Raw genomic sequence first — 12,851 nt, forward strand, 5'->3', positions numbered from 1 at the left:
CAGTTTTGTTCTTTGCTGTTTCCTACTGCCTATGGAAGTATCGGCTGTAACGAACGGTTAACGTCCCCGCCGTATTTCCCCGTTTCAGGACGCAACCGATCCGCACATTCACCTGATAAAACAGAACGTTAATAAAAACCATTACCTGTAGGAACAACCATCGTGGCGACTTTTTTACATCCTCATCAGAAACTCACTATTTTTGCCTCGTTGCTCCTTCTGGGCGGTGCACTGAGCGCACAGGCAGCGAACGACACACCGAAAATCGGCGGCACACTGATTTATCTGGAACAGCAGGCACACACCAACCTCTATACGCCCGCAGGCGGGTTTTACCCGAACGGTGGCATTCTCAACCAGATTACCGACAAACTGACGTACCAGAACCCGGAAACGCTAGAGATCGAGCCGTGGGTGGCGGAATCCTGGACAGTCAATGCGGATAACACCGAATACACGTTCAAGATTCGTCCCGGTATCAGCTTCTCTGACGGCACCCCGCTGGATGCCAACGCGGTAGCGAAAAACTTTGATACCTATGGTTTGGGGAACACAGCGCTTAACCAGCCGGTTTCAGAAGTCATCAATAACTACCTGCGCAGTGAAGTCATCGACCCGCTCACGGTGAAGTTTTACTTTAAGAAGCCCTCTCCAGGCTTTCTGCAAGGCACCTCAGCGATCGGTTCCGGTCTGGTATCTCTCAGCACGCTTGAGCGCAATTTCAATCAGTTAGGCAATGCCAAAAACATTATTGGTTCCGGCCCGTTCGTGGTCAGCAACGAGAAATTGGGACGCGAACTGAAACTGACCGCCCGTAAGGATTACAACTGGGCGCCGGTTAAATCGAAGCATCAGGGGCGCGCCTATCTGGACGGTATTACCTATCTGGTGACCCCGGAAGACAGTGTGCGTATTGGTGCGTTGGTATCCGGTCAGGCGGATTTCATTCGTCAGATTCAGGCCTACGATGAAAAGCGGGTGCAAAGTCAGAACTTCAATCTTTATGCCCCGCCTACGCGTGGCGTCAATAACAGCGTCGTTTTCCGCCCGGACAACCCGCTGGTCGCCGATATCCGCGTGCGTAAAGCGCTGCTGCACGCCACCAACACCAAAGAGATCATCAATACGCTGTTCTCTGACAACTACCCACAGGCCACGTCACCGCTGGCCAAAACCGCCGCAGGCTATGTCGATCTCTCTAGCAAGCTCACCTTCGACCCCGCGCAAGCCAACAAACTGTTAGATGAAGCGGGGTGGAAAACCGGTTCGCAGGGATTGCGGCAAAAAGACGGCAAAACGCTGGAACTGACCGCTTATGAATCGCTGCCGCAGCCGCAGAACAAAGAAACCTTACAGTTGGTTTCCCAGCAGTGGGCAAAAGTCGGCGTGAAGCTGAATGTGTTGGCGGGTGACGCAGGCAGCAAGACCGTCGATAGCCTCGATCCGCTGAAAACCGGCGTTGCACCAGCGATGGTAGGCCGCGCCGACCCGGATGTGCTGAAAAGCCAATATTACCCGACGGTACGTAACGTCCTGCTGCAAAAAGGTGGCTCCAGCGACAAGGTGAAGGACTTTGTTGATCCGCATCTGAATACGCTGCTGGATGGCATCGCCGCTGAAACCGACCGCAGCAAGCGGCTGGCGCTGGTCGGGGAAGTACAGAACTACCTGATCGATCAGGCCTACGTCATTCCCATTTTTGAAGAACCACAGGTGTTTGCCGGCGCGCCCACGACAAAAGGCATCGCGTTTGAAGCCGTCGGTCGCCCGAGTTTCTACAACACCTGGCTGGATAAGTAACGCGGAAGAAAGAGGGAAGCGATCATCATGAACCGATATCTGGCACTGCGCATCGGTCAAGCACTGCTCGTCTTGTGGGCGGCATTTACCCTGTCTTTTATCCTGCTTCAGGCGATGCCGGGTGATGCTGTACTGATCAAGTTCCAAAACCCGGAGCTCGGCCTGAGCGCCGAGCAGATCGCACAGTTGCGTTTGTCTTACGGTGCCGATACGCCGGTACTCACGCAATATTTTCATGCGATAGCTCAGATATTACGTGGCGATCTCGGCCTCTCTCTTCAGGCGGGCGTGCCGGTCACCGAGTTGATTGCCGCGAATCTGCCGCCTACGCTGCTGCTCGCGGTGCTGGGCTTCATCGCTGCTGGCCTGCTGGCGTTTGCTCTGGCGTTCTTATCGACGCTGACGCCGTTTCAGTGGCTGCGAAGCACGCTGCAATCGCTACCGTCGCTGTTTATTTCCGTCCCGACCTTTTGGCTCGGCATCGTGCTGATTCAGATTTTCTCTTTCCGTCTGGGGCTGATTCCGGTGATTAACCCCGGCGAATGGGAAGGCCTGATTTTACCGGTTCTCACGCTGGCTCTGCCGATCTCCGCCCCGCTGGCTCAGGTGCTGATGCGCAGCATCGATCAGGTGCAAACCCAGCCGTTTGTTGCCGTCGCCCGCGCCAAAGGAGCCAGCCGCAGCGGCGTGCTGTGGCGACATATCGCCCGCAACGCGATGCTGCCCACGCTGACCATCGCCGGCCTGCTGTTGGGCGAGCTGATTGCGGGAGCGCTGATTACTGAAACCGTGTTTGGCCGTAACGGACTCGGCCAGTTGACGCAGGAAGCCGTGAACTATCAGGACAGCAGCGTATTGCAGGCCATCGTACTGATTTCCGCTGCCGCCTTTGTTGTCGTCAATCTGGCCGTCGACCTGCTCTATCCCCTTCTCGATCCGCGCCTGAAAAAAACGCCAGGAGCCACGCTATGACTACCGTACAGCTGGAAAAAATCACCTTTCCTCTTCTGCGCAAGCGGCCGCTACTGCGTCGCTACGCCTTCCAACCGGGGCTATTGCTGGCTTGGCTGGTGATGCTGACCGTCGCGCTCTGGGCGCTGTTCCCCGGCTGGTTTACCGGCTATAGCCCGACAGAAGGCATCACGGGCGCACAGCGGCTGGCCCCCGACGCCGACTACTGGCTTGGCACCGACCAGTTGGGACGTGATCTCTACGCGCGCATCGTTTATGGCGCGGTGCACTCGCTTTCCGGTGCCGTTATCGCCGTCGGGCTGGGTCTGGTGCTCGGTAGCCTGTTCGGTCTCTTGGCGGGCGCGGTGGGCGGCTGGCTGGATAGCGTCGTGATGCGCAGCATTGATGTGTTACTGGCCATTCCCGGCCTGCTGCTGGCGCTGAGCGTCATCATTCTGTTGGGTTTCGGCACGGTTAACGCCGCGATTGCCGTGGGCGTCACCTCCGTCGCCAGCTTCACCCGGCTGGTACGTTCAGAAGTGCTGCGCGTGCGCCACAGCGACTACGTCGAAGCCGCCTATGGCAGCGGCGGCACCTTTTTCAGCGTGTTATGGCGGCACATCCTGCCGAACTCACTGACCACCGTTTTCGCCTTTGCCGCGCTGCAATTCGGCAGTGCGATTCTGGCCATCTCCACACTCAGTTTCCTCGGCTACGGTGCACCACCGCCCACGCCGGAATGGGGACTGCTGATCGCCGAAGGCCGCAACTACATTGCTACCGCGTGGTGGTTAACCACCTTCCCCGGTTTAGTTGTCGTACTCGTTGTACTGTCCGCCAACCGCATCAGCCAATCGATCAGAAGGACGGAACGATGAGCCTGTCAGCCAGCTTACAAACCAGCGCGGCGGTGCCCGTACTGGCTCTGGAAAACGTCACGATTGCCTACCGCAGTGACGATCGCGAGCAGACCGTCGTGGAAGGCGTCTCTTTTCATATTCAGCCCGGTGAAGTCGTCGCACTGGTGGGGGAATCCGGCTCAGGGAAAACCACCACCGCACAGGCGGTTATCGGTCTGCTGGCCGAAAACGGACGGTTAACACGCGGCGCCATTCGGCTCAACGGCGTGGATATCAGCGGCTGGTCGCAGAAGCGGTTGGACAGCGTGCGCGGTGCGCAGATCAGCCTGATCCCGCAGGATCCCACCAGTTCCCTGAATCCGGTGCAGACCATCGGCGAGCAGGTGGACGAGATTCTGCGCATTCATCAGCGGGAAGATCGCCAGACTATCCGCCAGAAAACGCTGGCGTTGCTGGAACGCGTGGGACTAAACCAGCCGGAGCTGCGAGCGAAACAGTATCCGCACGAGCTGTCCGGCGGCATGAAACAGCGCGTCCTGATCGCGATTGCCATCGCGCTAAAACCCGCGCTGATTATTGCCGATGAGCCCACCAGCGCGCTGGACGTCACCGTGCAGAAACGTATTCTCGATCTGCTTGATGAACTGCGACGCGAAAATGGGACGGCGGTGCTGTTCGTTACGCACGACCTGGGTGTCGCGGCCGAGCGTGCCGATCGGCTGCTGGTCTTCCAGAACGGCTACATTCAGGAACAGGGGCCAACGCTGGAGGTGCTCAGCGCGCCCTCAAGCCATTATGCCCGCACGCTGCTGGCGAACGTGCCGTCGCTTAACCCAACGCCGCGTCCACCGCGCAACCATGCATCCGACATCATTGTCTCGGTCGACAATCTGGTACAGACCTTCCCCTTATCGGGCCGTAAAGGGGAACATTTTCGGGCCGTGGATGACGTCTCTTTCAGCGTGACACGCGGCACAACGCACGCCATTGTCGGCGAATCCGGCTCGGGTAAAACCACCACGGCACGTAGCCTGCTCGGGTTTCATCACCCCAGCGCCGGGCGCATTCTGATCGACGGCACCGATATCACTCACCTGAAAGGCGAAGCGTTACGGCAGTTCCGGCAGAAAATTCAGCTGGTCTACCAAAATCCCTTTGGTTCACTCGATCCGTCGCAGCGGTTATACGACATCGTCGAGGAACCGCTGCGCAATTTTAATCGCTATACCGCCGCGCAGCGGGAGCGAAAAATTCATGAGATGTTCGAGCGCGTCGCCCTGCCAGTTGCGCTGCTGTCACGCAAACCGCGTGAGCTGTCCGGCGGCCAGCGACAACGTGTCGCTATCGCCCGGGCGCTGGTGCTGGAACCGCAGGTACTGGTGCTGGACGAGGCTGTCTCAGCGCTGGATGTCACCGTGCAGGCGCAGATTCTACGTTTGCTGGCTGAATTACAGGAATCACTTGGGCTGACATACCTGTTCATTTCGCACGATTTGGCGGTCGTACGCCAGATCGCCGACACCGTTTCCGTGCTGTACCACGGCAAGCAGCTTGAATCCGGCCCGGTAGAGCAGATCTTCGCCCATCCCGAACATCGCTACACCCGTGAACTCATCGAGGCCATCCCCGGGCAGCAACACCCGGCTTTTGCCCGCTCGCACCACGCTCAAATTCACAATTCGCACTAAACCAAGGACTGTAGAATGACAACAAAACGGCTGGGATTTTTCACGCGATTGCTGGATGACGTCTCCGCCCAGCAGCGCTATCGGCTGGCAACGGAACAGATCGTCAAAGCCGAACAACTCGGATTCGACAGCGCCTGGGTCGCGCAGCACCACTTTCACGCTGATGAAGGCGGGCTGCCTTCACCGCTGGTGTTTTTGGCGCTGGTCGCCGCGCGCACTCAGCGCATCCAACTCGGTACTGGCGTTATTACGCTGCCGATGGAAGAACCGCTGCGCGTGGCGGAAGATACCGCCGTGCTTGATTTACTCAGCAACGGCAGGCTGGAAGTCGGCGTAGGTTCCGGCGGTACACCGTCCTCATTTGCCGCGTTCGGTCATGACAGCGCGCAGCGCGGGCAGATCCTCGGGCGCTATCTGGAAAAACTGCGCGCCGCGTGGCGGGGAGAAGCCCTGAGCGAAGACGGTAACCGGCTCTACCCTGCCGCCCCACATTTGGATAAGCGCGTCTGGCAGGCCACGTTTTCCATCGAGGGGGCGGAACGAGCTGGTAAAGCAGGCGATGGCCTGATGCTCTCTCGTACCCAGCCGCGCCCGGAACATTTCCCGGACGCCACGCTGGCTGACCTGCAAAATCCGATGATCGACGCCTATCTGGCTGCACTTCCCGCAGGCGTCACACCGCGCATTCTCAGCTCACGCAGCGTTTTTGTGGCTGACGATCGTCAATTAGCGCTGACTCTGGCAGAGAAAGGGCTTACTCGTTCCGCCGCCCGTTCCGGCACGTTCCGTGCGATCCCTCACGACTCGATAGAAGCGCTGATCGCCTCCTTTGATAGCCATGTCGGCACCGCGCAGGATGTCATCGCGTCACTTCGGGCAGACAGCTCGCTGGAGCGCGCGACCGATGTGACATTCCAGGTGCATTCCATCGATCCGCCGCATGCGCTAATTCTGCGCTCGCTTGAACTGATTGCCACTCAGGTAGCTCCCGCGTTGGGCTGGAGACCCGCCGTCAAACAGAAAAGCCCGATCGGGCAGGAGATTGCATGACGCACGCTAACACGTTACACACCCCTGACGTACTGGATACGCTGGCCGAAATTAGCCCGGACTCCGCCCTCGCGGCAGCCAGAAAAACCCGTGATGCGGCGACACGCCACACTCAGGGCAGCTACGAGGCGCTGTTTAACGCCAACACCGCAGACGACGCGACACTGCCGCTATCGCTGCGCTTCTGGTTCGCGACCAAGATCAGCGGCTGGCAGCAGGATGAGCAATTGCAGCGTTTTTATGCCGAGCGGCTGTCGGACTTCCCAGAACCCGCGTTGACACCCGCGCTACAGCTGGCGCTGGATCATGCCGAACGGCTGACGAAAACCCCCGTACACGCCTCGGCGTCCCACGTCAGCGCGCTGGAACAGGCAGGCTGGTCGGTAGACGATATCGTGACGCTGTCGCAGCTCATCGCGTTTGTGAATTTTCAAAGTCGGCTACTGCGCGGCTATCGCCTGATTGCCAACCATCGCGTCGGCCAACCGCATTCACAGGCCTCTGTTGCAGGTCAATGGCATACCCAGCCGCAGACGCACAGCGGTAAATCCGCGCCGCAGGCGTTTACTCAGGCAGAACTGGGCTGGGAACCGTGGATCGCGCCCAAACCGCTGGCCGAATTCAATGCCGATGAGCAGGCGATTCTGGCGCGCTTCGGCCACACCGATTCCGACTATTTCCGTCTGCTAGGCCGCAATCTTCCGGTGTTGGAACAGCGCACGCTGACGGATAAAGGGATTTTCTATACCGCTGGTGGCCTGCCGCGCAAAGAACGCGAACTGATCGCTGCCGTCACCAGCAAGGTCAACGGCTGCATCTACTGCGCCTCGGTACACGCGCGTAAAGCCAGCCAGCTTTCCAAACAGGACAGCGATGTGCAGCGACTGCTGGATGTCGTTCCCGGCGGTGATTTGGGTATCGGTCAAAGCCCACGCTGGCAGGCAATTATCGATTTCTCGGCACGACTTTCCGCCACGCCCGCGCAGGTCAACGCCAACGACCTGAAGCAGTTGCAAGAACAGGGGTTAGATACGCTGGAGATCGTCGATGTGGTGCAGTCTGCCGCCTTCTTCTCATGGGCCAACCGACTGATGCTGACGCTAGGAGAACCCTTCTGGCCGGAGCATTAATCAGCCTTGTGCGATAGCCAATCAGGCGACACGGTGGTGTGTCGCCTATCGATGTTTATTTTTTCAGGCAGGCTGGGAAATCCGCAGGCAATTCGCTGGCAGGGCAGTTGATGACCTCGTTGTTGTTCTCGCCACAGTCGCGGATGAACGTAATAGTAGCGAATTCATCGATGACTTCGGTGGGGTACGCGGGGCCCGCTTCACGATACGCTTCCATTTCAGCAATATGTTCGTTCTGGAAGCACACCGTTTTCTCTGGGTTATTGATGATCCACCGCGGGAAGAAGATGGTGCCGTGAAAGAGCTTATCGGCAATGTTAACAATCAGGCTGACGTCTGTTCCCGTCGGTTCTGTCCATGAAATCTTATACACCTCGCGGGCAACCTGCACGATATACACCTGCTGGTCCTTAACCCAACGATTACCCACGATACCGCTATGAATACGGTAGTCTATCGTGTTGGCATTTTTGACATACAGCTCATAATTCCAACCATTATCATAGGTATATACCAGGTGTTTCCCCACAAAATGGCTCAGATCGTGTTGATTAAATGACGGCATGATGGTTCTCCCTAAATATGTGAATTCACTCTAGAGCTTTATTAATTCGATGAATAACGCTATTTTTCAGGTAAAACCATTCGATATTTAGATGTATTAAAGATGCTGGCAAAGACGACGCTGGAACAGTGGGAAATCCTTCAGGCGGTTATTGATTTGGGCGGCTATACGCAAGCGGCAAATGCGCTTCATCGCAGCCAGTCTTCGGTCAGCTATCAGCTTTCTCTGCTGCAAGAGCGATTGGGCATCGCGCTACTCACCATCCACGGACGCAAAGCTGAGCTCACTCCAGAGGGTGAAAATCTGCTCGCGCAGGTGCGCCCCGTAATACGTTCGTTTCATGCGTTGGAAGCCCGCGCCCATTCTCTGAAAATGGGTGAACAGACCAGCATCAACCTGGTGGTTGACAGCACCTTCCCCAAAGATCGCTTATTTCACCTGCTCAGCACCTTTCAAAAACAGCATCCTGCCACGCGTATCCACCTGACCGAAGTGCTGCGTAATGAAACGCCGGAACAGTTGAAAGCGCGCGAGGCGGATATTTATGTCATCACCTCGCGTGAACTTGACGGCATTGCCGGGCAATGGCTGATGAACGTTGATTTTGTTGCCGTCGCACACGGCCATCATCCACTTTTCTCACTCCCCACGCCGTTAAGCCATGAAGCACTGTCTCGCTACCCCTGCGTAGAGATTGTGACGCGCACAACGCCACATACGCAGCCTTCCTCCGCCGAAAGCTGGACGTTCACCACATTTGAAGCAGCCACGCAGGCCGTTTTGCATCAGGTAGGCTACGGCTGGCTGCCGGCAGCACGAATTGCAGAACACATTACGCGTGGCGAATTACAAATACTGCCGTTACAGCAAGGGGAAAGGCGCACCACCCCGCTCTATCTGTTAGCCGAAGAGAAAGGGCAGCCGCTCAGCAAAGAGATTCTGACGCTCATCGCGCTACTGTTCGGCAGGCTCTGAGATATGAAGATTATTAAGCGATCAAACACCATTTAGCTCATAAATGAACTAAATTGAGTAAAAACTCACAAGAAGTCTTACATATGGATATTAAGAAAACTTAAGGGCTATACTTAACCGATAATCGGTTATATTTAAAAGGTAGAGTCCATTTATGAACACTCCCGCCACTGCACCAACATTACTAAAGCTCGACGCCATTAGCGAAGCTATCGACGAACTACGGCACGAACTCGCGCGTAGCGATGCTTCGAGCAAAGAGGTTGTGCTGGAAAACCACATTCATTCACTGGATGTATTCGGCGTTCAGCTAAATATGCGACGTAAAGCGTTGGGCATTGAACTCGCTACGCTAGAGCTACAGACTGGCGTATCCATATCCACGCTAAAACGTTTATTCAAAGACCCCGCTCAGGTGAAATTTGCCACGGTTTATAGCGTCTGTTCCGCTTTAGGGATAAAACTATGCGCCGTCAAGTAAAGGTCTATCTTTACGGTGTCCACATCGGCCAGTTAAGTCAGGACGATGAAGGTTATTTGTTTGAATATAAAAAGTCCTACATCGGTCCGCCCTTATCACTGAGCCTACCAATACAGACCGGAACATTTCGCAGTAAAATATTACCACCCTATTTTGCCTCGTTAGCCCCCGAAGGTTGGTTGCGGCGACAGTACAGCCAGCTTCAGCATCTGGATGAGAAGGATTTATTTGGCATCCTCATTCAAAACGGTAAGAACCTGATCGGCGCAGTACAGCTGATCGCGGAGGATAAGTCATGACAAGATGTCGGATTTTGCTGACACCGCTAACACACGAAGAAGAAATTGCCACAGGCTATAGCCGTAAAGGGTTGAAGCATCTGGCAGGGTCAGCGCATGCTTCCCCGACCTTACGTTTCACCCGCCAGCAATTCATGCACGACCTGCCACAAACACAGAAAGGCATGAGTATTTCTGGTTATCAGCCCAAGATTCAGATGGTATTAGAAGACAGGACGTTTACCGTCGTTGATCATCAAGGGCTATACATCCTCAAACCCTCTCCGATTGAATTTCCCCATTTGGCGGAAAATGAACATGCCACGATGACGCTAATGGCACGCCTGGGATTTGCCGTCCCACCACACGGCTTGCTCCGTTTTAAACCGGAACAGACGGATGACGAACCTGAGTTCGCTTTCGTTATTAAGCGCTTCGACCGCGACGAAAAAACGGGTCACCCTATCCATCAGGAACAGTTGGATGGAGCAATGGGGATCGGTGAAAAATTCGGTAAAATACTCACCGACGGTAGGCAATACGTCAGTTATGAGCAGTTAGCTTTATTCCTTAGCGAACACGTTAATGACAATATTGTCTTCAAAATAGATCTGTTCCGTCGCATCGCTTACGCCTACATGCTGGGTAACAACGACATGCACCTGCGTAATTTTGGTTTGATACATTCGCGCTCAGGTTCGTTAATGTTGGCTCCCATTTATGATTTTGTTTCCGTCGCTCCCTATTCCACCTATTTCTCCTCCTGTTTCATGGCATTGCCACTGCTGATTCAAGAAGAGGGGGATGAAGCACTCGCGCCAGGATTTGAAACCGCATACGGAGAATACCTTGGTATGGATTTCATTCTGTTCGGACAGCGTATTGGGCTGAGTGAAAACCTGACCAGAAAGCTACTGGCAGACCTCACCAAAGAAGCTGAATGCGTTGAAACAACCTATCGGGATTCCTTTATGCCTTCGGACGCGATTGATACGACGCTGCAGTGCTATCGACATCGCCTGAACCTCATGAGCATTCTCGATGCAGAACGGATTTAGTGCTTCAGAATCAAACGTCTTGTTTCGTCACTGCGGATATCGGTGCAGTGGCGCAGACCTTCCGCTACGCTATCCGGCAGGCCATGATTCACGATACAGGTGCAATACCATGATAAAACGTGTCTTCCTCACGCTCTCTTTATTGACGCTTTCCGCATCGTCACTGGCGCAGGATGCCCTGCCGGACGCGGTGAAGAGTATCGAAAAACAGGGCATTACGATCATCAAGCCTTTCACCGCACCCGGCGGCATGCAAGGTTGGTTGGGCAGCTATCAGGGCGTGGGGGTGACCATTTACTTAACGCCGGACGGTAAGCACGCCATTTCGGGCTATATGTATGACGAACACGGTAACAACCTGAGTGAAACGCTGATTCAGCAGGAAGTATATGTACCTGCCGGTCGGGAAATGTGGCAGAAACTACAGCAGGCGCCGTTTATCACTGAAGGCTCAAAGGATGCGCCGCGCAAAATCATCGTCTTTGCTGACCCGTTCTGCCCGTACTGCAAGCAGTTCTGGCAGCAGGCACAGCCGTGGGTAAAAGCAGGAAAAGTACAGTTGCAAACGCTGCTGGTCGGCGTCATCAAACCGGAAAGCGGACGTTATGCCGCAGCCATTCTTGCCGCCAGCGATCCGGCCAAAGCCTGGCATGAGTATGAGCTCTCGAATGGTAAAACGGTGCCTCCGTTCCCCGAGTCCTCATCACGCGACATCTGGAATAACATTCAGCACAATCAGCGGCTGATGGATGAACTCGGCGCCAACGTCACGCCCGCCATCTATTACCTGAATGATAAGAATGAACTACAGCAGGTCGTCGGGCTGCCGGATGCACAGCAGTTGGCGGAGATGATGGGGAAATAAACACAGGAGGGCATCTCCCTCCTGACGTTTCTCTTAGCGATGCGACCAGTACGCCATAAAGTTGATCGTCTCTTTATCAAGGTGGCGCTCGTCGAGCAGATAACGGCGCAGCCGTTTGATGGCGGAAGACTCTCCCGCCGCCCAGGCGTAAAACGGGCGATGTGCTGTTGCTCTTTCCCACAGCAGCTCGTCTTCCGGCGTTTCCTGTGCGATTTCATCGCGATTGGTACAGGCGCTGGCGGGAATCTCCACGTCCTGTTGCACCGCTGCCAGCAGGCGTTCACCCCATACTGTGCTGCCGGTTTCCTCACGCGGCAGCCAGTGAATCTGCGCAAACGGGAAATTGCCCGATGTCACGCAGTCAGCCGCTTTCGGCACTTCAAAAAAAGCCTGCACCGACGGTGGAGAAGACTGACTCGCCAACTGTTCAAGAATCCCCATCGCCGCTGGCAGCGCCGTTTCATCTGCAATCAGCAACACCTGCTCAACGCCCTCATGCGGTGCCCATTCATAGCCGCCGCTGTCGCTATCAGCCTCTGCATTAGGCGCGACAATCTGTAGCGTATCGCCCGGCTTAGCGTGATTCGCCCAGCTTGAGGCAGGCCCGGTATCGCCGTGCAGCACAAAATCGATCGCCGCCTGCTGTGATTCCTGTGAGACAAAACGCAGCGTATAGGTACGCAAAATCGGGCGACGCTCACGCGGCAGCGCCAGATAGTCCTGATACCAGGTATCGCTCACGTCCATCGGCACCAGTTCCCCGCTTTCACTGGCGAACAGCAGCTTGATACGCTGATCCGGCGCGTCCAGTTTCATCTGGCGCACTTCCGGGCCGGTGAACACACAACGAGCCAATGAAGGTGAGAGTAACGTCTTACTCTCTAAGCGTAAGTTGAACAACCGATAGGCTGAAGACGTTGTACGGGTAGCTAAAGACATAGTGATAAACCGTATGTTTTGTAAGGAAAATCAGTCAGTGGGATCAAACCCATCACCGCAACTTACCATAAACAAAACACTAACGATAATCATTATCAACATTCAGGTGAATGTCGTGATAAAAGCAGCATTTTCTTCATTGCGTAGGCCGGAGGCCATACTGATCGGGCATAAAAAGACTTGTTAACAGGTCTTCGATTGTTTATTTTAA

At 55.4% G+C, this 12,851-nt stretch carries 13 protein-coding genes; 11 read left to right on the plus strand and 2 right to left on the minus strand.

Annotation, left to right across the window (positions count from 1 at the left end):
- Positions 1–162 precede the first annotated feature (162 nt).
- From WCT94_RS12290 to WCT94_RS12315, 6 genes are read left to right on the plus strand one after another with little or no spacing between them, the layout of a single operon-like run.
- Positions 163–1,800, plus strand: coding sequence for a TIGR04028 family ABC transporter substrate-binding protein (locus WCT94_RS12290; RefSeq protein WP_336869780.1), 1,638 nt, complete (start codon positions 163–165; stop codon positions 1,798–1,800).
- Positions 1,801–1,827: 27 nt separating this feature from the next.
- Positions 1,828–2,772: an ABC transporter permease gene (locus WCT94_RS12295; protein WP_015842260.1), complete on the plus strand. Its 945-nt coding sequence runs from the start codon at positions 1,828–1,830 to the stop codon at positions 2,770–2,772.
- Positions 2,769–3,629 (plus strand): ABC transporter permease, encoded by an 861-nt coding sequence (locus WCT94_RS12300; RefSeq protein ID WP_336869781.1) that lies wholly within the window; start codon positions 2,769–2,771, stop codon positions 3,627–3,629. The genes WCT94_RS12295 and WCT94_RS12300 overlap by 4 nt, the downstream gene beginning before the upstream one ends.
- Positions 3,626–5,299, plus strand: coding sequence for an ABC transporter ATP-binding protein (locus WCT94_RS12305; protein WP_336869782.1), 1,674 nt, complete (start codon positions 3,626–3,628; stop codon positions 5,297–5,299). Before WCT94_RS12300 ends, WCT94_RS12305 begins: the two co-directional genes overlap by 4 nt.
- 15 nt (positions 5,300–5,314) lie before the next feature.
- Positions 5,315–6,349, plus strand: a complete 1,035-nt coding sequence (locus WCT94_RS12310; protein ID WP_336869783.1) for a putative FMN-dependent luciferase-like monooxygenase — start codon at positions 5,315–5,317, stop codon at positions 6,347–6,349.
- On the plus strand, positions 6,346–7,479 hold the full coding sequence (locus WCT94_RS12315) for an alkylhydroperoxidase domain protein (RefSeq protein WP_336869784.1): 1,134 nt from the start codon (positions 6,346–6,348) through the stop codon (positions 7,477–7,479). The genes WCT94_RS12310 and WCT94_RS12315 overlap by 4 nt, the downstream gene beginning before the upstream one ends.
- Positions 7,480–7,534: 55 nt before the next feature.
- Here WCT94_RS12315 and WCT94_RS12320 read toward each other — a convergent pair whose 3' ends face one another.
- Positions 7,535–8,044, minus strand: a complete 510-nt coding sequence (locus WCT94_RS12320; RefSeq protein WP_431888042.1) for a phenolic acid decarboxylase — start codon at positions 8,042–8,044, stop codon at positions 7,535–7,537.
- 102 nt (positions 8,045–8,146) lie between these two features.
- Here WCT94_RS12320 and WCT94_RS12325 point away from each other — a divergent pair, with 102 nt between their 5' ends.
- The 5 genes from WCT94_RS12325 to dsbG all read left to right on the plus strand — a co-directional run bounded on the left by WCT94_RS12325 (position 8,147) and on the right by dsbG (position 11,701).
- Positions 8,147–9,019 (plus strand): LysR family transcriptional regulator, encoded by an 873-nt coding sequence (locus tag WCT94_RS12325; RefSeq protein ID WP_336869785.1) that lies wholly within the window; start codon positions 8,147–8,149, stop codon positions 9,017–9,019.
- Positions 9,020–9,173: 154 nt separating this feature from the next.
- Positions 9,174–9,500 carry a helix-turn-helix domain-containing protein gene (locus WCT94_RS12330; protein WP_336869786.1) on the plus strand — a complete coding sequence of 109 codons (327 nt, stop codon included), beginning with the start codon at positions 9,174–9,176 and terminating at the stop codon, positions 9,498–9,500.
- Positions 9,485–9,799, plus strand: a complete 315-nt coding sequence (locus tag WCT94_RS12335) for a HipA N-terminal domain-containing protein (protein ID WP_039528006.1) — start codon at positions 9,485–9,487, stop codon at positions 9,797–9,799. The genes WCT94_RS12330 and WCT94_RS12335 overlap by 16 nt, the downstream gene beginning before the upstream one ends.
- Positions 9,796–10,836: a type II toxin-antitoxin system HipA family toxin gene (locus WCT94_RS12340; protein WP_336869787.1), complete on the plus strand. Its 1,041-nt coding sequence runs from the start codon at positions 9,796–9,798 to the stop codon at positions 10,834–10,836. Before WCT94_RS12335 ends, WCT94_RS12340 begins: the two co-directional genes overlap by 4 nt.
- 109 nt (positions 10,837–10,945) lie before the next feature.
- Positions 10,946–11,701, plus strand: coding sequence for a thiol:disulfide interchange protein DsbG (gene dsbG / locus WCT94_RS12345; protein ID WP_336869788.1), 756 nt, complete (start codon positions 10,946–10,948; stop codon positions 11,699–11,701).
- A gap of 33 nt (positions 11,702–11,734) precedes the next feature.
- On the opposite strand, the gene WCT94_RS12350 is transcribed toward dsbG, so the two are convergent.
- Complete coding sequence (locus WCT94_RS12350; RefSeq protein ID WP_336869789.1) at positions 11,735–12,640, minus strand: siderophore-interacting protein; 906 nt, start codon at positions 12,638–12,640, stop codon at positions 11,735–11,737.
- Positions 12,641–12,851 lie beyond the last annotated feature (211 nt).

Origin of the sequence: Pectobacterium sp. 1950-15 (genome assembly GCF_037136835.1) — a bacterium.
In the GTDB taxonomy this organism is placed as follows: Bacteria; Pseudomonadota; Gammaproteobacteria; order Enterobacterales; family Enterobacteriaceae; genus Pectobacterium.